The 19,648-nt window shown below is 70.0% G+C and carries 32 protein-coding genes; 18 read left to right on the top strand and 14 right to left on the bottom strand.

Features of this window, described 5'->3' with window-relative positions; genetic code table 11:
- Window positions 1-216: 216 nt before the first annotated feature.
- Genes ACIQOU_RS16740 through ACIQOU_RS16725 form a run of 4 tightly spaced genes read right to left on the bottom strand, consistent with a single transcriptional unit; the run spans window position 217 to window position 1,836 of the window.
- The gene (locus ACIQOU_RS16740; protein WP_401537458.1) at window positions 217-537 is read right to left on the bottom strand and encodes a hypothetical protein; all 321 of its coding nucleotides are present in this window, start codon (window positions 535-537) and stop codon (window positions 217-219) included.
- Window positions 534-989: a hypothetical protein gene (locus ACIQOU_RS16735; protein ID WP_401537457.1), complete on the bottom strand. Its 456-nt coding sequence runs from the start codon at window positions 987-989 to the stop codon at window positions 534-536. Before ACIQOU_RS16735 ends, ACIQOU_RS16740 begins: the two co-directional genes overlap by 4 nt.
- A complete protein-coding gene (locus tag ACIQOU_RS16730) occupies window positions 986-1,597 on the bottom strand; it encodes a hypothetical protein (RefSeq protein WP_401537456.1) in 612 nt (203 codons plus the stop codon). The genes ACIQOU_RS16735 and ACIQOU_RS16730 overlap by 4 nt, the downstream gene beginning before the upstream one ends.
- Window positions 1,594-1,836: a hypothetical protein gene (locus ACIQOU_RS16725; RefSeq protein ID WP_401537455.1), complete on the bottom strand. Its 243-nt coding sequence runs from the start codon at window positions 1,834-1,836 to the stop codon at window positions 1,594-1,596. Before ACIQOU_RS16725 ends, ACIQOU_RS16730 begins: the two co-directional genes overlap by 4 nt.
- Before the next feature lie 106 nt (window positions 1,837-1,942).
- On the opposite strand from ACIQOU_RS16725, the gene ACIQOU_RS16720 reads away from it, so the two are divergent.
- The 12 genes from ACIQOU_RS16720 to ACIQOU_RS16665 all read left to right on the top strand — a co-directional run bounded on the left by ACIQOU_RS16720 (window position 1,943) and on the right by ACIQOU_RS16665 (window position 5,789).
- Complete coding sequence (locus ACIQOU_RS16720; protein WP_401537454.1) at window positions 1,943-2,782, top strand: helix-turn-helix domain-containing protein; 840 nt, start codon at window positions 1,943-1,945, stop codon at window positions 2,780-2,782.
- The gene (locus tag ACIQOU_RS16715) at window positions 2,779-2,988 is read left to right on the top strand and encodes a DUF397 domain-containing protein (protein WP_401537453.1); all 210 of its coding nucleotides are present in this window, start codon (window positions 2,779-2,781) and stop codon (window positions 2,986-2,988) included. The genes ACIQOU_RS16720 and ACIQOU_RS16715 overlap by 4 nt, the downstream gene beginning before the upstream one ends.
- A gap of 14 nt (window positions 2,989-3,002) precedes the next feature.
- Entirely contained in the window at window positions 3,003-3,206 is a 204-nt protein-coding gene (locus ACIQOU_RS16710; protein ID WP_401537452.1) for a DUF397 domain-containing protein, read from the top strand.
- Window positions 3,207-3,226: 20 nt separating this feature from the next.
- The gene (locus ACIQOU_RS16705; protein WP_401537451.1) at window positions 3,227-3,424 is read left to right on the top strand and encodes a DUF397 domain-containing protein; all 198 of its coding nucleotides are present in this window, start codon (window positions 3,227-3,229) and stop codon (window positions 3,422-3,424) included.
- Between the two features lie 20 nt (window positions 3,425-3,444).
- Window positions 3,445-3,642 (top strand): DUF397 domain-containing protein, encoded by a 198-nt coding sequence (locus tag ACIQOU_RS16700; protein WP_401537450.1) that lies wholly within the window; start codon window positions 3,445-3,447, stop codon window positions 3,640-3,642.
- Window positions 3,643-3,659: 17 nt separating this feature from the next.
- A complete protein-coding gene (locus ACIQOU_RS16695; RefSeq protein WP_401537449.1) occupies window positions 3,660-3,860 on the top strand; it encodes a DUF397 domain-containing protein in 201 nt (66 codons plus the stop codon).
- Between the two features lie 17 nt (window positions 3,861-3,877).
- On the top strand, window positions 3,878-4,078 hold the full coding sequence (locus ACIQOU_RS16690; RefSeq protein WP_401537448.1) for a DUF397 domain-containing protein: 201 nt from the start codon (window positions 3,878-3,880) through the stop codon (window positions 4,076-4,078).
- 20 nt (window positions 4,079-4,098) lie between these two features.
- A complete protein-coding gene (locus ACIQOU_RS16685) occupies window positions 4,099-4,296 on the top strand; it encodes a DUF397 domain-containing protein (RefSeq protein ID WP_401537447.1) in 198 nt (65 codons plus the stop codon).
- 20 nt (window positions 4,297-4,316) lie between these two features.
- Window positions 4,317-4,514 carry a DUF397 domain-containing protein gene (locus ACIQOU_RS16680; RefSeq protein WP_401537446.1) on the top strand — a complete coding sequence of 66 codons (198 nt, stop codon included), beginning with the start codon at window positions 4,317-4,319 and terminating at the stop codon, window positions 4,512-4,514.
- Window positions 4,515-4,531: 17 nt separating this feature from the next.
- On the top strand, window positions 4,532-4,732 hold the full coding sequence (locus ACIQOU_RS16675; protein WP_401537445.1) for a DUF397 domain-containing protein: 201 nt from the start codon (window positions 4,532-4,534) through the stop codon (window positions 4,730-4,732).
- 17 nt (window positions 4,733-4,749) lie between these two features.
- The gene (locus ACIQOU_RS16670) at window positions 4,750-4,956 is read left to right on the top strand and encodes a DUF397 domain-containing protein (RefSeq protein ID WP_401537444.1); all 207 of its coding nucleotides are present in this window, start codon (window positions 4,750-4,752) and stop codon (window positions 4,954-4,956) included.
- A 125-nt stretch (window positions 4,957-5,081) separates the two neighbouring features.
- Entirely contained in the window at window positions 5,082-5,789 is a 708-nt protein-coding gene (locus tag ACIQOU_RS16665; protein WP_401537443.1) for a YdcF family protein, read from the top strand.
- Window positions 5,790-5,946: 157 nt separating this feature from the next.
- Here the strand turns inward: ACIQOU_RS16665 and ACIQOU_RS16660 are convergent, their stop codons facing one another.
- Both ACIQOU_RS16660 and ACIQOU_RS16655 read right to left on the bottom strand, forming a co-directional pair.
- Window positions 5,947-6,363 carry a pentapeptide repeat-containing protein gene (locus tag ACIQOU_RS16660; protein ID WP_401537442.1) on the bottom strand — a complete coding sequence of 139 codons (417 nt, stop codon included), beginning with the start codon at window positions 6,361-6,363 and terminating at the stop codon, window positions 5,947-5,949.
- A gap of 127 nt (window positions 6,364-6,490) precedes the next feature.
- On the bottom strand, window positions 6,491-6,664 hold the full coding sequence (locus tag ACIQOU_RS16655) for a hypothetical protein (protein ID WP_401537441.1): 174 nt from the start codon (window positions 6,662-6,664) through the stop codon (window positions 6,491-6,493).
- Between the two features lie 599 nt (window positions 6,665-7,263).
- Here ACIQOU_RS16655 and ACIQOU_RS16650 point away from each other — a divergent pair.
- Together ACIQOU_RS16650 and ACIQOU_RS16645 are read left to right on the top strand one after the other, a co-directional pair.
- Complete coding sequence (locus ACIQOU_RS16650) at window positions 7,264-7,962, top strand: ABC transporter ATP-binding protein (protein WP_401537440.1); 699 nt, start codon at window positions 7,264-7,266, stop codon at window positions 7,960-7,962.
- A complete protein-coding gene (locus ACIQOU_RS16645; protein ID WP_401537439.1) occupies window positions 7,959-10,217 on the top strand; it encodes a permease in 2,259 nt (752 codons plus the stop codon). The genes ACIQOU_RS16650 and ACIQOU_RS16645 overlap by 4 nt, the downstream gene beginning before the upstream one ends.
- A gap of 81 nt (window positions 10,218-10,298) precedes the next feature.
- On the opposite strand, the gene ACIQOU_RS16640 is transcribed toward ACIQOU_RS16645, so the two are convergent.
- The 3 genes from ACIQOU_RS16640 to ACIQOU_RS16630 form a co-directional block, all read right to left on the bottom strand.
- The gene (locus ACIQOU_RS16640) at window positions 10,299-11,072 is read right to left on the bottom strand and encodes a glycosyltransferase family 2 protein (RefSeq protein ID WP_401537438.1); all 774 of its coding nucleotides are present in this window, start codon (window positions 11,070-11,072) and stop codon (window positions 10,299-10,301) included.
- A 549-nt stretch (window positions 11,073-11,621) separates the two neighbouring features.
- A complete protein-coding gene (locus tag ACIQOU_RS16635; protein WP_401537437.1) occupies window positions 11,622-12,458 on the bottom strand; it encodes a protein kinase in 837 nt (278 codons plus the stop codon).
- 71 nt (window positions 12,459-12,529) lie between these two features.
- The gene (locus ACIQOU_RS16630) at window positions 12,530-12,973 is read right to left on the bottom strand and encodes a glycine-rich domain-containing protein (RefSeq protein WP_401537436.1); all 444 of its coding nucleotides are present in this window, start codon (window positions 12,971-12,973) and stop codon (window positions 12,530-12,532) included.
- 236 nt (window positions 12,974-13,209) lie between these two features.
- Here ACIQOU_RS16630 and ACIQOU_RS16625 point away from each other — a divergent pair, with 236 nt between their 5' ends.
- Window positions 13,210-13,953, top strand: coding sequence for a helix-turn-helix domain-containing protein (locus ACIQOU_RS16625; RefSeq protein WP_401537435.1), 744 nt, complete (start codon window positions 13,210-13,212; stop codon window positions 13,951-13,953).
- 2 nt (window positions 13,954-13,955) lie between these two features.
- A complete protein-coding gene (locus ACIQOU_RS16620; RefSeq protein WP_401537434.1) occupies window positions 13,956-14,426 on the top strand; it encodes an NUDIX domain-containing protein in 471 nt (156 codons plus the stop codon).
- Between the two features lie 13 nt (window positions 14,427-14,439).
- Here ACIQOU_RS16620 and ACIQOU_RS16615 read toward each other — a convergent pair whose 3' ends face one another.
- Window positions 14,440-14,574 (bottom strand): hypothetical protein, encoded by a 135-nt coding sequence (locus ACIQOU_RS16615; RefSeq protein ID WP_401537433.1) that lies wholly within the window; start codon window positions 14,572-14,574, stop codon window positions 14,440-14,442.
- A gap of 324 nt (window positions 14,575-14,898) precedes the next feature.
- On the opposite strand from ACIQOU_RS16615, the gene ACIQOU_RS16610 reads away from it, so the two are divergent.
- A complete protein-coding gene (locus ACIQOU_RS16610; RefSeq protein ID WP_401537432.1) occupies window positions 14,899-15,660 on the top strand; it encodes a class I SAM-dependent methyltransferase in 762 nt (253 codons plus the stop codon).
- A 38-nt stretch (window positions 15,661-15,698) separates the two neighbouring features.
- On the opposite strand, the gene ACIQOU_RS16605 is transcribed toward ACIQOU_RS16610, so the two are convergent.
- Complete coding sequence (locus ACIQOU_RS16605; RefSeq protein WP_401537431.1) at window positions 15,699-16,367, bottom strand: pyridoxal 5'-phosphate synthase; 669 nt, start codon at window positions 16,365-16,367, stop codon at window positions 15,699-15,701.
- Window positions 16,368-16,377: 10 nt separating this feature from the next.
- Window positions 16,378-16,785 (bottom strand): hypothetical protein, encoded by a 408-nt coding sequence (locus ACIQOU_RS16600; RefSeq protein WP_401537430.1) that lies wholly within the window; start codon window positions 16,783-16,785, stop codon window positions 16,378-16,380.
- A gap of 218 nt (window positions 16,786-17,003) precedes the next feature.
- On the opposite strand from ACIQOU_RS16600, the gene ACIQOU_RS16595 reads away from it, so the two are divergent.
- A complete protein-coding gene (locus tag ACIQOU_RS16595; protein ID WP_401537429.1) occupies window positions 17,004-18,368 on the top strand; it encodes a hypothetical protein in 1,365 nt (454 codons plus the stop codon).
- Between the two features lie 75 nt (window positions 18,369-18,443).
- Here ACIQOU_RS16595 and ACIQOU_RS16590 read toward each other — a convergent pair whose 3' ends face one another.
- Window positions 18,444-18,911, bottom strand: a complete 468-nt coding sequence (locus ACIQOU_RS16590; RefSeq protein WP_401537428.1) for a hypothetical protein — start codon at window positions 18,909-18,911, stop codon at window positions 18,444-18,446.
- Window positions 18,912-19,008: 97 nt separating this feature from the next.
- A complete protein-coding gene (locus ACIQOU_RS16585; protein ID WP_401537427.1) occupies window positions 19,009-19,644 on the bottom strand; it encodes a GNAT family N-acetyltransferase in 636 nt (211 codons plus the stop codon).
- Between the last annotated feature and the right edge of the window lie 4 nt (window positions 19,645-19,648).

Below are 19,648 nucleotides of genomic sequence, written 5' to 3'. Positions count from 1 at the left end.
GGGAGCCCAGGGCCGTTCCGGACAGGGCGCGGGCCCGGCCCACGGTCCGCGAGGGGCCGTTCAGCGGTGCCCGCCTCCGCTCTCCCCCACCGGGTGGAGGCCGCCGGAACCCACGACCAGTCGTTCCCCAACTGGCGTATACCGGACTGATTTTGGGCCGAGGCGACGGACGAGGTCAGGGTGGACGACAGCGCGTCCGACCGCGACTGAGCCTGGTCAGCGCCCGAGTTGCCAGGAGTGGCCGGGCGGGTGGTCGGCGAAGAGGTGGCAGACGTCGTCGGGCCGGGGTCCGGTGCCGGTGCAGAGGGGAAGCAGCGGGAAGGTGAACTGTTCCCCGTCCCACCGCACCCACAGCTGCGTGGTGGGGTTGATCTCGGTGAGGTAGTAGGCGTGGTCGTGGGGGTGTCCGGCGGCGAGTTCGCAGACGGCTTCGTCGTATTCGGGCGGGGAGAGGTCGGTGGGGTCTTCTCCGGCGGCGAGAAGGTGCCGGATGAGTGCGTCGCGGGGTGGGCGTCCGACGGTGTTGCAGTGCCTCATGTGTCACTCCCTGGGGTGGGTGGTCGTCCGGGGGCGGGCCGTCGGGGAACGTTCCAGTCGTCGAGGCGTTCGGTGATCCAGACGGGGCTGACCTGGTATTCGCGGGCGAGGGTGGTGATGGAGGTTCCGGCGAGGTAGCGGGCGGTGACGTCGGCTCGGTCGCCGGTGAAGTGGGCCTGGGCGGCCCGGACTTCGGCGGTGGAACGGCGTCGGGTGCGGCCTCGGAAGACGTGCCCGGCGGGTCGGCGCAGTGCGTGGGCCTCGTGCCGGTGACGCCGGGGCACCCCCCACTCGACGAGGCGCAGGCCGAGCCAGTTGGCGGTGACGTGGTAGTCGGCGGCGATGCGGGAGACGGGTTCGCGGGCCTGGTAGCGCCGGATGATGGTGTCGCTGTCGGCGCGGGCGGCGTCGCGGGCGGCTTCTCGGGAAGGGGAGTCGGGTGTGTTGGTCACGTCCATGGGTCCTGCGCTGCGAGTACGTAGAGCGGGTGGGCGAGCCCGCCGACCCGATGCCGGACGGGAACGGGGGCGGGGGTGGAACGGCCTTGCTGGGCGGGCGAGTTGGTGGGGTGGAAGGCGAGGGGCCAGGCGGTGAGGGTGTAGATGCAGCCGTCGGCGTCCGTGAACCTCACGTAGAGGGGGTAGCCGCTCTTGATGTGCGCGCGGGCGGCGTGGAGTTCGCCGGTGTCGCTGGCCCAGGCACGGAGGTGGGCGGCGCCTTCGGGTTCGGGGAGCCGGAAGGAGTGCATCAGCGGCGAGACCCACGGCGTGCGGGCGGGGGTCGGGTCGAGCCGCTCGGCGAGGTGCAGCGCCCGTCCACTGAGCCAACGCAGCACCAGCTTGGGCGAGATGGACTGGAAGCTGGCCAGCACGCACTGCGCGTTCTCGCCGGTGCCGTGGACGGGCCCTTCGGCGCGGACCTCGGCCCGGTAGAGGGAGGGCTCCAGGGGCGGGATGCCGGTGCGGGGAAACGGCGTGCGGGGAGGGCCAGTTGGGCGGCATCGGCGTCGTCGGCGTAACCAGCGGGGCAGGCGGAACCGGTGTCGGGGGCGGGTGGTCATTTCGGGTCGCGCTTGCCGTAGGCGTTCGTGCGGCTGAGGGAGTTGGCGCGGGCGAGTTCGGCGCGGAGGCGCTGTTCGGGGGTGGCCGGCGAGACGTCCCGAGGGTCAACGTCCCACTCGGTACCGCCACTCACGGGACGCAGATACCAACGGCCGGACAACGCGGCCCGAAACTCACCCACCTTGTCGTGAGCATCGACCAACAGGGTCCCGAGGGACGGAACAGCACCCTTGAACATGGATCGCTCCTCTCTGTAGTCATTCCACTACCGGGAGGGCATAGATTGGCCTACAGTCAGGAACGTCTTCAACCGGGCACAGTCGAAGGAAGGGTTCGGGGGATTCATGGCCAACGTCAAGGAGTTGAACCCGGAGGAGAGCCTGCAAGCGGCCTTCGGGTACCGCTTTCGCAAGGTGCGAGAGGCGCGAGGATTAACCCAGGATGAGCTGGCCATTCCTATGGCATATTCCAGCCAGCATATTTCAGCGGTCGAAACTTCCCGCAAGCGCCCAACTCTGCGCTTCGCGCGGAATGGGGACCGAGCCCTGGGGCTCACCGGCACTGCCGAGGCATTCGAGCGCGAGTTCCGCGAGATGGAGACCGGCATCCTGCTGGAAGGCTTCCCGGAGTACGTGGAGCTAGAGGGCCGAGCCGTCGAGATCCGAGTGTTCGAGGTCGGAATCATTCCTGGGCTGCTTCAGACACCTGAATACGCTCGGGTGTTGGTGGACAACGCAGTCCATCGAGGCGCCATCACGCGCGAAAAGGCTGACGAGCGAGTGGTGTTCCTGGCGAAGCGGCAAGCGGCGCTGGCGCGGGACCTGCCCCCCATGGTGCTGGTCGTGATAGACGAGAGCTGCATCCGTCGTACCGTCGGAGGAGCCGAGGTCATGGACGCCCAGCTACAGCGACTGATCGAGTTCGCAGCTCTCCCCAACACCATGCTTCAGATCGCACCGTACGACATGGGAGAGCACAGGACACTGGACCGACCGATCAACCTGCTTACGCTCGCGGACCGTTCAGTGCTTGCCTACGCCGAGTCGCAGACCCAGGGGCACCTTGACCGGGAGAACGCGTCTGTCGTTCCGTTGTTGACGGCTTACCATCAGCTACAGGCCACAGCATTGTCGCAGGCTGCATCCGTAGACATGATCAAACAGGCACGAAAGGGCACCTCGTGACGACCGAATCTTCGCCCCTCCTCTGGATCAAATCCTCCTACAGCAACAACGGCGGCACTTGTGTGGAGTGGGCGCCCGCCTACACTCGCACTACCGGAGTGGTCCCCGTCCGGGACTCGAAGAACCCGGCCGGTCCGGTCCTCGGCTTCCAGGCCGACGCGTTCGCGTCCTTCGTGACTGGCGTTAAGTCCGGCGAGTTCAACTGACCGAAGGGCAAGCTGTGTTGACTGAATCCCCGTGCTGGTTCACGTCCTCGTACAGCGGCAACGGCGGCACCTGCGTCGAGGTCGCCGCCAACCTCTCCACCTCGCACGGCATCGTGCCGGTCCGGGACAGCAAGTCCCGGACCGGTCCGGTCCTGAACCTCCCCACCTCCGCGTTCACGTCCTTCGTGAGCGGGGTCAAGTCCGGCGAGTCCAACTGACCGAAGGGCAGCCCGCGTTGATGGAAACCCCGAGTTGGTTCAAGTCCTCGTACAGCTCCAACGGCGGCCAGTGCCTTGAGGCCGCTGCCAACCTCGTCGCCACCCACGGCACCGTGCCCGTCCGGGACTCCAAGAACCCGGCCGGACCGGTACTGGACTTTCCCGTCGCCGCGTTCGGACACTTCGTGTCGGGCGTCAAGTCCGGGAAGTTCAACTGACCGAAGGGCAAGCTGTGTTGATGGAAAACCCGAGTTGGTTCAAGTCCTCGTACAGCGGAGGCGGCGGCACCTGCGTCGAGGCCGCCTTCAACCTCGTTGCCCCGCAAGGGATCGTGCCGGTACGGGACAGCAAGAACCCGACCGGCCCGGTCCTCGGCTTCCACGCCGACGCGTTCACGTCCTTCGTGACCGGCGTCAAGTCCGGCGAGTGCAACTAACCGAAGGGCAGGCTGCGTTGACGGAAAATCCGAGTTGGTTCAAGTCCTCGTACAGCGGCAGCGGCGGCACCTGCGTCGAGGCCGCTGCCAACCTCGTCGCCACCCACGGCACTGTGCCCGTCCGGGACTCGAAGAACCCGGCCGGTCCGGTACTGGACTTTCCCGTCGCCGCGTTCGGACACTTCGTGTCGGGCGTCAAGTCCGGGAAGTTCAACTGACCGAAGGGCAAGCTGTGTTGACTGAATCTCCGTGCTGGTTCAAGTCCTCGTACAGCTCGAACGGCGGCGCCTGCGTCGAGGTCGCCGCCAACCTCTCCACCTCGCACGGCATCGTGCCGGTCCGGGACAGCAAGTCCCGGACCGGTCCGGTCCTGAACCTCCCCACCTCCGCGTTCACGTCCTTCGTGACCGGCGTCAAGTCCGGCGAGTTCAACTGACCGAAGGGCAGACCGCGTTGATGGAAACCCCGAGTTGGTTCAAGTCCTCGTACAGCTCCAACGGCGGCCAGTGCCTTGAGGCCGCCGCCAACCTCGTCGCCACCCACGGCACCGTGCCCGTCCGGGACTCCAAGAACCCGGCCGGTCCGGTACTGGACTTTCCCGTCGCCGCGTTCGGACACTTCGTGTCGAGCGTCAAGTCCGGGAAGTTCAACTGACCGAAGGGCAGGGTGCGTTGATGGAAACCCCGAGTTGGTTCAAGTCGTCGTACAGCGGAGGCGGCGGCACCTGCGTCGAGGTCGCCGTCAACCTCGTTGCCCCGCAAGGGATCGTGCCGGTACGGGACAGCAAGACCCCGACCGGCGCGGTCCTCGGCTTCCACGCCGACGCGTTCACGTCCTTCGTGACCGGCGTCAAGTCCGGCGAGTTCAACTAACCGAAGGGCAGGCTGCGTTGACGGAAAATCCGAGTTGGTTCAAGTCCTCGTACAGCGACAACGGCGGCTCCTGCATCGAGGTCGCCGCCAACCTCGTTGCCCCGCAAGGGATCGTGCCGGTACGGGACAGCAAGAACCCGACCGGCGCGGTCCTCGGCTTCCACGCCGACGCGTTCGCGTCCTTCGTGACCGGCGTCAAGTCCGGCGAGTTCAACTGACCGAAGGGCAGGCTGCGTTGACTGAAAACCCGAGTTGGTTCAAGTCGTCGTACAGCGAGAACGGCGGCGCCTGCATCGAGGTCGCCGTCAACCTCGTTGCCACCCACGGCACCGTGCCCGTCCGGGACTCCAAGAACCCGGCCGGTCCGGTGCTGGGGCTCGCTGTCCCGGCGTTCGCCTCGTTCGTGGCGGGCGTGAAGGGTGCCGGGTTCGGCGGGGTCTGAGGTCGGAGACGTTGCCTCAAGTCCGTTCAGACAGGCGGTGGTTGGCCTCCGGGAGGGGGTTGGCCACCGCGTGTCGGCTGCCGGGTGCCCGGCTCCGCGCAGGCGAAGACAGAGGGAGAGAGTCGGTGATTCCCACTCAGGTGTGGGAGGACGTCCAACAGCTGTGGGATTTCCAGCAGTTGGGGCATCGGCCGCGTCCGTGTTCGGTGGCGGTCGGGCTCGGCAGCCATGATCTCGGGGTGGCCGATACGACGGCCGGGCTGTACCACCAGGGCATGGCGCCCCTGATCGTCTTCACCGGCGCGACCAGCCGCACCACCCGGGAACGGATGCCACGCGGCGAGGCCGAGCACTACCGCGAGCGTGCGGTCGAACTGGGCGTTCCCGAACGTGCCGTCCTCGTCGAGCCGACGGCCCGCAACACCGGCGAGAACATCCGCTTCACCCGCGCCCTGCTCGCCGAACGGCATGTCACCGTCACGTCCGTCCTCCTCGTCAGCAAGCCCTACGAGGAACGGCGTGCCTACGCGACGGCCCGCAAGCTCTGGCCCGAGGTCGAGTGGGTGTGCGCGTCCACTCCCATGACGTTGACGGACTACGTCGACTCGATCGGCGACGCCCGCCTCGTCGTCGACATGCTCGTCGGCGCTCAGCAGCGCCTCATGATCTACCCGCGCCAGGGCTTCATGGTCGAACAGGAGACTCCCGACCCCATCCGGGCAGCGTACGAACGGCTGCGCGACCTCGGATTCACAAGCCGACTCGTACCTGAGAGTGCGGAGTCATCCACGGACGTTCACGCGTCGGGCGAGCGCACGGGGACAAGCGAGTAGCTGGCGGGGACCCTGCTCCGCAGGCGGGTTCAGCTCGGACCTGACGGCACTGGTCGCCTGCGAAAAGGGCCCCTGCTTCATCAAGGCCATCCGCAACCGGCCCGGCGGCCGACGGGACTCCCTGATCAGGGAACGGCTGGTCAACGCGTCCGTGCGGTCACTGTCCCCGCTTCTGCTGCGGGACGTGGAGGACGACGGGTGGGTGGTCCTGGGCTTCGAGGCGGTCGAGGGTGATGTCCTCCAGGGTGGCGCCCATCAGCTTGCAGTCACGGAAGACCGCCCTGCTCACCTTGGTGTCGATCCACCGCAGGGAGCCCAGGTCACAGCCGGTGAACTCGACGGAATCCACGCGGAGTCGGTCGAAGCGGGTGCGCCTAGAGGTGAGGCCGGTGACGCGGCCGTCCAGCAAGGGGGTCTCGGCCAGGTCGAGTTCGCGGAGGTCGGCGTCCGTGTACTGGAACTCCGCGAGCCTGCCCCAGCCGCCCGCCAGCGAGGTGACGTTCGAGAGACAGCGGCCCGGCTCATCCAGGGCGGGAAGGGTGACGCTCGTACGGCGGATCGTGCGGGTTGCCATCAACGGTCTCTCAGCGCGGGCTACTTCTGCTCCGACCGGGTGTCCCACGTGGGTGGACCGCACATCACCCCAGCCAACCCCACCGCAAGGAACCCGACCCGGACAAGGCCGCTCCCCGGAACGCCCCCTACTCCTGGTCGTCCCGCGCAGGGCGCTTGTCCAGCTTGCTCATCAGCCGGGCGTAGACGAGAGCAAGGACAGCTATGGACGCGTACTGAGCCCACTCTCCGCCGCCGGACAGCATGCCCGTGACGAACAGCGTGGCGATAAAGGCGAGCGTGACAAGAACCTTGGCTGCCATAAATGCGCTCCCGAAGATTTACGTGCAGGGTGACAGGCGGCTCGAATCCCCTGCGAGGACGACCTTGACGGCACCGCCCTTTGCCGCACCTTTGCTGACGTATCGGCCGACAACTAACCCGACAGCCCCGCCGATGCCTGCCTTCACCAGCGACTTTACGAGCGACTGTGCCCGAGAGGAAGGCAGTTGAGGAAGATCTGAGACCGGCCTCTGCGGATGCGCCTATCGCTCACAGGGCCCCTCCAGTATTCGGTGGCGCGCTTCACGGCTCGGCATCGGACATGTTTGCCGGAGGCATTGGAGTTCTCGTGACGAGGGACGGGCCGAGGGGCGGCGCACCGACCACCCCACGGCGCCTGCCTCGCCGTTCACCGGGCGCTGTGTCTTCGAGGGGGTCGCGCACGTCGGTCTGCTGCCGTGCGGTTCAAGGCGTGCGGCGGCAACGACGTTGCTGGGGACGGCTGTTCGGGTGGGGCCGCCCCGTAGCCTGGCCGGGCCTGGCCGGGCCGTGACACCGTCCGCCGGGCAAGCCGCACCGTGGCCTGCCCGGCGGTACCCGTCTCTGTTCACCTTGCCTTCTTCAAGAAAACGGACCTGCTGTGACCCCCACACCGCCGCTGGGCGATGGCCTTCGGGTAACGGGCCTGACCTATCAGGTCGAAGACCGCGTACTGCTCGACAACGTCGACCTCACGGTGGCTCCAGGGGAGTCCGTGGCCATCACGGGGCCCAGCGGGTCGGGCAAGTCCACCCTCCTGATGTGCGTGCTCGGCCTGCTCAAGCCCGGCTCCGGCACCATCTCCGCAGGCGGGCACCGGCTGACCGGCCTGCTGCCTGGTGCCCTGGCCAAGGCCCGGCGCCAACACCTGGGCATGGTCTTCCAGTTCGGGGAGCTGCTTCCCGAACTGACGCCCGTGGAGAACGTCGCGCTGCCCATGCTCCTGGACGGCTCCGACCACCGTCAGGCCTACGAGGCCGCCACCCGGCTCCTGGACGAACTCGACGTTCCGCACGGCACCACGCCCACCGGGATGCTCTCCGGCGGGGAACGCCAGCGCACCGCGGTGGCCAGAGCCCTGATCGCGCAGCCGCCCGTCCTGCTGGCGGACGAACCGACCGGCGCCCTCGATCCCAGAGCCCGGGAGAACGTCGCCGACCAACTCTTCCGCATCTGCCGCGAACGCGACTGCGCGCTCCTGGTCGTCACCCACGACCCCTCCATCGCCGAACGGGCCTCCCACGCCTACGAGTTGCAGGAGAGCGTGCTCGTGCCCGCCCGCCGAGGAACCCCCGCATGACCGGCCCGCACTCCACCCGGAACCCGCACCCCACCCCGAACCCGCACTCCACCCGGAACCCGCGCCCCGCCCCGAACCCGCACCCCACCCGGAACCGGCGTCCCGGCCGACTGTGGGCGCAGCTCTTCAGAGTCGGTCTGGCCGCAGCGCGCACGACCCCCGGCACCCGACTGCGCTTCTGGGCGCTCCTGGTGGCCTCGGCCGCCATGGCCCTGACCGCCCTGGCGTTCGTCACGACCACCGCCACGTTCGAGGGACGTACGCAGCGCGACACCGCTCGCGGTCCCGTCCTGACCGACAACGCCCACCGGGCCACCGCCCTGTGGAAGGAGGCCATCGACTCCTTCGGCGCCTCGCCGCACGGCGTCATCTACATCGAGCCGCTCACCGCCGACAGCCCGCCGCCGCCCGGCCTCGCCCGCTGGCCCCGGCCCGGGGAGGCCTTCTTCTCCCCCGAGTTGGCCCGGGCGGCCGAGGACTTCGACAGCCTCGACCGTTACGGCCGTTACGGCGGAACCATCGACCCGCAGGGCCTGAGATCGCCGTCCGAGCGCATGGCCTATGTCCGCCCGGCCCACCCTCCCGCCGACCCCACGGCTCAGTCCTGGCAGTACATCACCGGCTTCGGCCGGCTCTTCCCGATGAACCAGGACACCTATCCCCACACGGCGGTCGAGACCTCCGGTGTCATCGCCGTCCTGCTGGCCGTGCCCGCGCTGGCGCTGCTGGTGGTGGCCACCCGGGTGGGATCGGCGACCCGTGACCGCCGGAGTCGGCTCGTCAACGCGCTGGGCGCGTCATGGGCCCACCGAGCCGTGATCAACGTCGGGGAGGCCGTCGTACCGGCCGCCGCCGGAACCGCCGTCGTTCTCCTCCCGGCCGCGCTGCTGCTGGCCACCGACGTGCGGCTGCCGATCACCGGCTATGTCATCGACGTGGCCGACACCCGCCGGGCGTGGCCCGAACTGGCCGGTGCGCTCGTCGTGTCCCTGCTCCTGAACCTGGTGCTGGTCGTGATCCTGCACCGGGTGCAGCGCTCCCGGACGGCCACCCGGCCGAGCATGTCCACCGCGCACCTGCCGAAATGGCGCCTGGTCCTCTGTCTGGCCGGCGTGCTGGCGATCGCCTTCAGCCAGTACGCGCCCAAGGGCCCGGACCTCGCGACCTTCCTGGCCGGCACCGTCCTGATGTGGGCCACGCTGCCCTCGGTGGTCGCCCAGTTGTGCGTCGTCAACGGCAACCGCATCGCCGCCCGCGGCCACCGCGACGGGAATCCCGGCCGCCTCATCGCGGGCCGCTGGACCGCGGCCCACCCGGGTGTCCTGGTGCGGCTGTCCGTGGTCTTCATCATCGGCATCGGCCTCATCAGCCATCTCCAGGTCTGGAACAGCCGGCTGGGAGACAGCGCCGTCGCCGCGCAGCGCCTCACCGAGCGCGTCGGGGACACCCTCTACACCGTGCACAGCAGCACGCTCACCTCCGACGCCGTCAAGAGCCTCGCCCGTGGCCTTCCCGACGGAACCCGTCTCCTGGTCGCGACCGGCCACCCCGAGGGCGACCACCCCCGCCTCGACCTCACGGGCTCCTGCACCGACCTGACCGCCCTGCGCCTGCCCTGCCCGGACACCGCGCAGCGGGTCACGCCGGGCGACCCCCGGCTGGAAGAGCTGGCCCGCCCCTACGGGGGCAACCTCACCGTCCGTGCCGTCACCGGCGACCTGTCCGTCAGCCGGGCCAACGGCTCCCTCGTCGTCACCACCGACGGACCCGGCCACCGTGCCGAGATCGAGAAGGCCGCCTACGCCGCCCATCCCGGGATCAACGTCGACACCCCCGGGGAGATCTGGGTGATCGGCGCCCAGCAGAAGAGCAACGTCAACGGCTGGCTCTTCCTCTTCGGCGGTACCGGCCTGGCGCTGCTGCTGGTGGCGGGGCTGATCAGCGCCGCCGCCGAGTTCGTGCGCATCAGGGCGGGGCTGGCGCCGTTGAGCGTCCTGACCGGCAACTACCAGGTCTTCCGCACGATCGCCCTGTGGTACCTGACCGTGCCGCTGCTGATCGCGACCGCCCTCGCGACCTTCATCACCAACTGGCACTCGCTGTTCTTCGTCATCTCGCTGCGCGAGGGCAGATTCTCCTGGCCGGTCCTGGCCACCGCCGCCACCGGCTTCTCCCTGGCCGCTGTCGCCATCGGCCTCCTCGCGGCCCACTCCGCCCGCCGCGCCGCCCCGTCCTGGAGACCGGAGGCGGACTAGGCCGTCCGGCGGCGGGGGCGGAAACGGGCCCCGCCCGGGCTCCCCGGTCCCCCACCAGGTTCCCCCGCCCCATGTGCCGGGCTAGATACGGGAGTTGCGCAGGGACTGCCACGCCGCGCCGGCCAGTGCGCGCGACGCCCTCGGGAGCGACAGGTGCTCGTGCTCGCGGTACAGGGCCCAGTTGTACTGCACGAGGGACAGCTTGTTGGAGGACAGCGAGCCCGCCTGGTGGGCCCGGTACACCGCGAGCGGCTCGGCCAGACCCCGGGCGTCGGCGCCGTTGCGCATGATCGAGAGCCAGAGGGCGTAGTCCTGGCGCTTGCGCATCTCCGGCATCAGCCGCGTGCCGAGGACCGTGCGGTCGTACATGGCGGTGAGCGCGCCGATGTGGTCCTGGACCAGCATCGCGCGGTAGTCCACGTGCTCCCGCGCGCGGATCACCCGCCCGTTCGGGACCCACTCGGTGCTCTCGCCGTCGTGATCGGCGTCCATCTTGAAGTACGACGTGAACGTCAACGGCGCGGTGCCCTCGGCGGCGAAGGCGAGCTGCTTCTCGGTCTTCTCCGGCAACCACATGTCGTCGCTGTCGAGAAAGGCGACGTAGTCCCCGCGCGCCCGCTCGATCGCGAGGTTGCGGGCCCGGCCCGCACCGCCCTGCTCGGGCGCCCGCTCCGGCAGAACGCGTTCGTCCTGCTCGGCGAACTCGCGGAGCAGGTCCATGGACGCGTCGGTGGACTGATCGTCGGTGATCAGCAGCTCCAGGTCACTGTGGGTCTGCGTGAGCACCGACCGCACGGCCGCGCCGAGGGTGGCCACCGAGTTGTACACGGGCATCACGACAGACACCAGGGGCACAGCGCATCTCCTCACCAGACCGGGAACGGCTGTCCATTCAAACACCGCGAACGAGCGAACACCGCCACGGAACCGATCACCGCAGGTCAGAGCCGCACAGGGCAATCGCCCGCCACACGCGGCACCGGGGTGGATCACCGTGCCGTCGGCTACGGCACGCCCCCGGAGCACATCAAGCGGCTCACCACCGGCCGGCCCTACCTGGAGGACCGGCCTCCTCGCGACTCCCCTCGGTCCCGCAGCGCCCCCCCTTCCGGCACGGACGCTCCATTCAGATCGGTCACCCGGTCGCCCGTCTCCGTGACGGTGACCGGCATCGGAACGACGTCCTCGTAGTCCGTCGGCGGACCCGCGGTCACGCGGTCACGCCGGTATCGGCTTGGCCGGTCACCAGGGCCGCGATGGTGCCCGCCGAAGGGTTCAGAAGGGCTCGGCGGTGCGGCTTGGAGTCCATCGGCATCGGCCCCGACCGCGATCGGGGCTCCCACATGACCCTCTGGGCCGACCCGTGAGCGCGGGAAGTCCTGGTGCAGGGGCGGGAGTTCGGGGTCAGGCCAGGGCTCTGGCCACTTCGTCGAGGGTGGGGCGATCCTCCGGAGCGTGGCTGAGCATCGCGTCGACCAGTGCGCCCAGCTCACCGGGCACCTTCACGGGACGACGTCGGCCGTTCGCGACGGCTTCTCTCTGGACAGGGCGAGGAGCGTCGTCCGGGTACTCGACCGCCCGTCGGCCCGTCGCGGAGATGAGCAGGGACGCCCCGAGCGCGTAGACATCGGCTTCCCGGGTCGGCTCCGCTTCTCCTGTGTCGAGCACGCTGCGCGCGATCTCGGGCGCCTCGTAGTGGACGAGGCACCCGCGAAACGGGAAGTCGTACTCCTCGGGTACGGGTCCACCCCGGGCAAGGGCGAGGTCGATGAGGCACGTCCGCTCCGGCCCGACGACGAAGTGAGCGGGCTGCACATCGCCGTGTGCCCAGCCCCTCGCGTGGAGGTCGGCCAGCGCTTCGACGCAGCCCAGCGCCACGCGGGCGCTCGGCCTGACGGACGCGTCCTGCCTGCGGCACGGCTCCCACAGCTCATGCAGGTCGGGGCCCTCGTGCCACGGCTGGATGTTCCACGTGCCGTGCTTCCAGTCGCCGTAGGCGATGTCCTCGCGGCCGAGGCGACGCAGGACAGCGGCCTCGCGTGCGGGCGCGAGCGCGGTCCAGGGCTGGGCCGACCACTGAGCCGTGGCTTCGATCGGCCGTCCGACCTTCACGGCGAAACGGCCCCGGTGACTCTCCACATCCCAGACCGCCGAGCCTCGCCGGTCGACGACCAGGCGCCGGGTGGTGGGCGTCAGCGCGTCGAGCACCATGACCGGCAGTTCAGGGGTCGAGCCGGGCAATGTCTCTTCTCCTTCCCGGCGAACGTGTTCGGCCCCGGGTCGAGGCCGAACGTGTTCGCCGACGTCGTGGGTTATGCCTGACCGTACGGTCGGCCGCAGTCCGAGTCGCAGTTGGCGAGGTTCGCGCCGTCCACGGTCCACAGGTCGTCGAAGACCACGAACCCGGCCGCTTTCATGGCCCGAGCCGAGGCGGCGACCTTCTCCAGATCACGGACTCCCCCGCCCGGCAACGGGTTGTGATGCAGGAAGCCACCCGCGTACCGCTCACACAGCTCCGCGTACTCCTTCGTGTGCAGGATGAGCGCGTGCAGGCCGAGGTCCACATCGTCGGACGGAACCATGGGGACGGTGGCCGAGGCCGCCGTGACGAGGAACGCGACTGCCTGGTCCGCGATCCGCCCGGCGCGTTCGGGGGACCGGCCGTTGTGGATGACTACGAAGCGGGCCAGACTCTCGAAGAGCGCTTCACCAGCCACCGCGCGGCCGGTCTTCTGATCGTTCACCGTTACCGTCATCTGCAATCTCCCGTGGTGAGTCGGTGCGCGGCACATATCACCCACCCTGATCGCCCAGTACGGCTCGTGGCCGATCGGGAGCGGGTCTGGAAGGCCAGTCCTGCTGGTCGCTCGCCAGGCACACGAGCATCCCGCCGTCCCATAGGACGTGGGAACCGCAGACAAACCCCACTCAGGGACGTCCTGCGCAAGGTAGAACGTCCCTGGTGCCGTCCTCGGGCTGGAGGAGAGATCGGATGCGGAACGAGAGGCTACGCGCTGCCATGGCGGCCGGCGGCTGGACGTACACCGCCCTCGCGGAGGTGGTGGAAGTCGATCCCAAGTCCGTCGAACGATGGGTCAACCTGGGGCGTACGCCGCGCCGGGCCACGGCCATGCTGGCAGCGGAGACGCTGAGGGAAGACGTGCACGCTCTATGGCCGGTGCTCCGGCAGGCACGCTCGGCCCACGCCGTCAGCCCGGAACTCGTGACCCTCTACGACCAGCGCGCGGACGTCCCCGTGTCCGCCTTCGCGGAGCTGCTGGCCCGGGCCCGCGAGCAGATCGACGTGCTGGTGTACGCCGCCGTCTTCCTGCACGAGGCGTATCCGAGGCTCAACGAGCTCTTGACGGAGCGAGCGGCCGAGGGCTGCACCGTCCGGATCGCCCTCGGCGACGCCGACAGCTCGAACGTCCAACAGCGCGGCGAGGAAGAGAAGTTCGGCCACGGAATCCAGTCCCGTTGCCGCCTCGCGCTGATGCACTACCTTCCCCTGGTCGGGGTGCCCGGCGTCGAGGTGCGCACGCATGCCACTACGCTCTACAACTCGATCTACCGGGCTGACGATGAGGCACTCATCAACGCCCACGTCTGGGGCGTCAACGCCTACCGTGCCCCTGTCTGGCACCTGCGTCGCCGTGGGGCGGACGGCATGTTCGACACGTACGCAGACAGCTTCGCCGCGGTGTGGGCGGCCGCGACGCCGGTCCGAAAAGGGTGATCATGGCACGGACCGAGTACTACGACGATCCAGCCGCCCCCGAGCCCAACAGCTTGGTCGTCGCGGCATCCGCGGTGGTCACGGACGACGAAGGACGCATCCTTCTCCAGCGCCGACGGGACAACGACCTCTGGGCGCTGCCCGGCGGCGGGATGGACATGACCGACTCGCTGCCGGGGACCGCCGTCCGCGAGGTGAAGGAGGAAACGGGCCTGGACGTCGAGGTCACCGGGCTCGTGGGGACGTACACCGACCCACGCCACGTCATGGCCTACACCGACGGTGAGGTCCGTCGACAGTTCAACGTCTGCTTCACCGCCCGCGTGACCGGCGGACGGCTCACGATCTCCGACGAATCCACGGAGTTGCGCTTCGTCCCGGTGGAGGAGTTGCCCGAACTACCTATGCACCACACTCAGCGGCTACGGCTCCAGCACTTCCTGGAACACCGCACCCACCCGTACCTCGGCTGACACACAACCCCCGTCACCCCACCCGCCGGCGTTCCACGCCCCCGAACATCTCGGTGACGAAGGCGAGGAAGGCCCCGGTGTCATCGGTGACGACCCATGGGGCAACGGTGGTGCAGTCCACCGGAGTTGCGCTGTCCCGCTCGGACATCTCGGCCCTTTCGTCGCCGAGGTGGGTTGCCCGCGGCGACGCTGGACGGCATCTGGGCCGGCCTCTGTCCTGAACGTCGGCCCGTCGTCCAGGGAACGATCCCGGCCATGGCGGCTCTGGCCAACTCCCGTACATGGGCGCTGATTTGGGAAACGTCGGCTGAAACTTTCCCCGTTATTTACTCAGTTGGAACGGGAAGGAAACGAGGGCTGGCGGGTCGCTCCTCCAGGGAGCCCCGGAACCGGGGGCACACCCCGACCACAAGGCCGAGCACGGAACCCCGCACGCGATCTCCCGCGCACCACGACGGAAGGAATCCTCACCATGACGACGCAATACGATGAACTCGGCAGCCTCTACGAGGAGTTCTCCCGGACGCCCTTCCGTCAGGAACTCGAATTCCCCAGCGTGATCGGCGCGTTGGGCGATGTCAGGGGCCTGCGGGTGCTGGACTTCGCCTGCGGCAACGGCGTCTTCAGCCGGACCCTGATGGAGCGCGGCGCCCGGCACGTGGTCGGGCTCGACGAGTCGGCCGGGATGCTCGAATACGCCCGCGCCCGCGAAGCCGACGAGCCACTCGGCATCCGCTACATCGACGGGACGTTACCTGACGCCCTCGCGGGCACCTTCGATCTGGTCCTCGGCCTGTACATCCTCCCGTACGCCACCAGTTACGAGGAACTCGTCGACCTGTGTCGCGTCGCGAGCCGCGCCCTGCGCCCCGGCGGCCGGTTCGTCACCGTGCTCGTCCACCCCGAACTGCACCCCGACCCCGACCACTACACCCGCTACGGCTTCCGCCTCACCCCCAAGGACGCCCCCGGCGCCCCGGCCCCCCTCACGGACGCCGACCCCGTCGACCTCCACCTCACCTTCAGCGGCCACGACACCCACATCTACGCCCACTACTGGAGCGCGGACACCCTCGAACTCGCCCTGCGGGAAGCCGGGTTCGGCCCCGTGCAGTGGCGGCGCCACCGCACCGCCGGGTCGGCGTCCGACGTTCCGCCCGGGTTCTGGGAGCCCTACCTGTCCGCCCCGCACGCCGCGATCCTCGACACCTACAAGGAGCCCGAACCCTCCTGACCCCCTCGCGCCCGCCCCCCCGCCCCTCCGGCTCCGTCTCACGGCCAGAGCAACTCCCTTCTCCAGTGCCCGTCTTCCTCCACGTACCGCAGCCGTACATGGCGGCGGTCCGGGTCGCCCTGGAAGAACTCCACCTCCAGGGGCTGGAGTCGGTACAGGGTCCAGGTCGGTGACGGGGTGGCGGGGTTCGCGCGGGCCCGCGTCCACGCCTCCCGCGACCTGCGCTCCAACTCCCCCAGCGACGCCAGCGGTTCGCTCTGGCTGCCGGTGAGGGCCGCCGCCAACGCCCCCGTCGAGCGGGCGTGCAGGTCCGCCTGGCTCTGGTCCGACGGCGCCTGAACGACCGTTCCCCGCAGGCGTACTTGGCGGCCGAGCACCGGCCAGTAGAAGACGAGGGCGGCGTGCGGGTGGGCGTCGAGCTGGCGGCCCTTGCGGCTGGTGGCGTGGCTGGCGAAGGACCAGCCGTCGGCGTCCGCGCCGTGCAGCATCACGATCCGGGCGTCCGGGTGCCCCGCGGCGTCCGTCGTCGCCAGGGTCATGGTGTGCGGCTCCGGCTGACCGGCCGCGACGGCGTCCGCGAACCAGTCCGTGAAGAGCGGGACCGGCGTCGCGGGGGCCGTGGCCGGGTCGAAGGGGCGCAGGTCGGTGGCGTCGGGGGCCCAGACGCGCAGCGACGCGAGGAGGGCGTGGAGATCGGTGTCCGGCATGCGCCGAGTATCACTCGGGAGGCCGGAGCAGTTCCGCCGACAGCACGCCGTGGAGCAACTCCGCGTCGACGAACTCCCCGATGCCGGGCGCCCCCGAACACCAGCTCAACGGGTACGTGTTGCCGACCGGCGCCGGAACGCCGATGTACTCCGCCCGCACCGAACGCCCGAACCCGCGCGCCCCCGGCGGCCAGTCGCGCTCCTGGGCGGCGCCGGGCGCGAGCAGGAAGTACGTCCAGCACGGCCCCTTCACCTCCCGCACGACCGGGCCGGGGCGGCCCCGCGTCAGTATGGCCAGGAGGTGCACCGCCGCCTCGCCGCCCGTCCCACCCACCCGGACCGCGTCGAAATGGACCCCGGCGAGCCGGAGCTGCAAACCTATACGGGGCACCCAGTCCGGGAAGAGCTTGCTGTTCATGGCGGTGAGCATTGCCACGATTGCTGTCAGTAACCATCCAAACACGGGCCATATTGCCGTATGTGGGGACGATGCTGGCTCCCCGGCGGGCCGACGGTGACATTCCCATGGGGCGGCCGAACGGGCGCGCGGAACGCCGCGTCACGCGCCGGGGCGTGCGAGCGGGGCGCGTATCGTTCGGCCCGAACAGGGTTGCGGGGAGAAGGAGTTGAGGGCCCATGCGAACGGCGGCGAAGTGGACCGGCGGTGTCACGGCCCTCGTCCTGCTGCTGGTCGGCCTCAACTGGTGGAGCACCGGTGAGCCGTTCGGCCTCGACGGGCCGCGCGCCCTGAACGCGCCCGCCGTCCACTACCTGCGCCCCCACGGCGACCGGCACGGCCTGGCGGGCGACCGGGCGATCGTGCTGACGCCGAAGGGCGGTTCCGAGACCGGCAGCGATCCGCACCGGATCACCGCCGATGTCGAGCCGGGCTCGCAGGACGTCGTCGCGCTGCGCGAGAACGGCCCCGACTGCACGCGCACCGGCACGCACATCGCCTGCACGGTCGCCGTCGGCGGCGCCACCCACCCCTCGCAGGCCCGGGTCACCGCGCTCGCCGCGCCGGGCTCGCACGTCGGTGACGTGGGGCACCTGCGGTTCACGTTCACGCGCGGGGACGGCAAGGTGCTCACCGCGCGCACCGAGGTCGTCGTCGGGGAGCCGGTCGTCGAGATCGGCAGGCCGGCGCCGGTGAAGGACGTGCGGCCCGGCGCGGTGGTGAGCCTGCCGTTCGTGGTCCGCAACACCGGGGAACGTCCCGTCGAGGGGCTCGGCGTCCGATTCTCCTCGGGCGAGATGGAGTTGGCCGAACGCAACGCCAACTGCCGCTATCCGCAGGGCCGTCGGCACTACGCCGTCTGCCGCTTCCCCGACCTGCGCATCGCCCCCGGCGAGACGGTCGTCCTGCGCCCGGCGCTCAGGGTCCGCGTCTCGAAGACGTTGATGTACGACGAAGTCACGCAGTCCGCCTGGCCGTTGGACGTCGGACCCGGCGGCAGCAGCGCCTGGCCGAACGGCGGCGACCAGGGCGACGGCCCCCCGCTCACCCCGACGTCCGGCCCGCCGCCCGCCGCCCTCACCTTCGCGCAGGGCGACGCCCGCACCTCCGTCGGCCTCGCCCTGCGTTCCGACTACGCGGTCTTTGCCGGTGACCTGCGCGGCGCCCCCGGCACCGAACGGCGCCTCGACGTCACCGTCCGCAACGCCGGTCCCGGCGACCCCGGCGCCCGGTCCTCCCTGGTCTTCACCCCGCCGCCCGGCACCGAGGTGACCGAGGAGCCGATGGAGGAGATCGACGAGGACGCGTACGAGCCGTACTGCCGTCACGAGAAGGGGAGTTACGTGTGCGGGATCGGCGAACTGGCCCCGGGCAAGTCCCGCACCTTCACCTTCACCGTCCGCCTCGGTGAGCCCGGCGCGGGCAGCGTCCGCCTCAAGGACTGGCCCCTCGATCCCTCCGACCCGCCGGACCAGTTGAGCCGCCTCGGCCGCCAGGACCCCGACCCGACCAACGACACGACCTCGGTGACGGCCCTCGGCTGAACCCCAACGACCCTTCGAACGGCGCCAGTTGAAACCGGAGGCCGGACCCGATGCCGGACTGGACTCCGGGTCGGCTCAGTACTCCTTCAACTGCCCGGGCCGCTCGAAGTAGAAGCCCCTCGGCCCCCTCGGCTCCCCCGGCCCTTGCCGTTCGCCGCTCTCCGCCGGGGAGGGAAGCGCGGCGACGCCCTCGACCAGCACGCTGCCGTTGAGGACGGGCTTGCCGTCGAACCGGCGACGGGTGACGCCGAAGATGTAGGGCCCCCGGCCCAGCCTCAGCAGCCCCGCGGTGACCTGCGCCGCCGAGAGGAGCACCCCGTCGGACACCAGCGGGATGTGCAGGAAGAGGTTCACCTTCTCGCGCGCCGCGGGACCGGTCCACAGGGCGACGGTCACGCGCGGTTCGTCCAGGTCGGGGATGCATCCGCGCACGAAGAGCCGCTGGGTGAGCGGGGCGCTCGCGTAGTGCCACAGCGCCGCCGCGAGCGCGCACTGCGTCCGGGACAGCACGTCCGGCGGGACGGCCACGGGCTGGTGATCCATGACGGCCATTCTGCGCCCCTCCGTAGCGGGACTCCCGGCAGTCCGCCGGTCACGGCCCCACCCCGGCCGCCCGTCGAACGGCGTCGGTCGAACGGCGTCAGTCGAACGACGGTTCCGCGTCCGAGGCCACTCGGCCGTGCAGGTGCACGTCCCGGAACCGGTCCACCCGGCCCGCCTCGAACATCGCCCCCCGCAGCGTCCCCTCCGCCCGGAAGCCGCACCGTTCCGCTATCCGGCAGGACGCCTCATGCCCGAGGGCGTGTCCCAACTCAAGCCGGTGCAGGCTGAGTTCGGTCAGCGCCCAGCGGGATGCCACGGCCAGCGCCCGCGAGGCGACCCCGCGACCCCGCGCGTTCGGCAGCACCCAGTAGCCGACCCGGGCCACCCGCACGAAGCGGTTGATGTCGTTGACGCCGATATGACCGAGGATCTCGGCGCTCGCCGCGTCCGTCACGCAGTACGACGCCGCCGAGCCCTCCTCCATGACGCGGGCCTTGTCCGCCAGCGAGGCCCGGGCGCCGTCGAGGTCGTCGACCGGCTTGACCGGTGTGTTCCAGCGCCGGAACTCCGGGTCGGTCAGTCCGCGCAGCCACGCCTCGGCATCGGCGTCGGCCTGCGGGTCCCAGGCGCGCAGCCGCAGCCCGTGCCCGTGCAGGGGAGGGAAGGGCGGGAACAGTGACACGGACGGGACCTGCGAGGACGGCTGGGGAAGATGCGATTCGGTGAAAGCCATGGGG

This window comes from Streptomyces sp. NPDC091279, from assembly GCF_044757465.1.
GTDB lineage: Bacteria > Actinomycetota > Actinomycetes > Streptomycetales > Streptomycetaceae > Streptomyces.
Note: the sequence above shows the minus strand (reverse complement) of the source record. Positions and strands in the feature narration are given on the sequence as shown.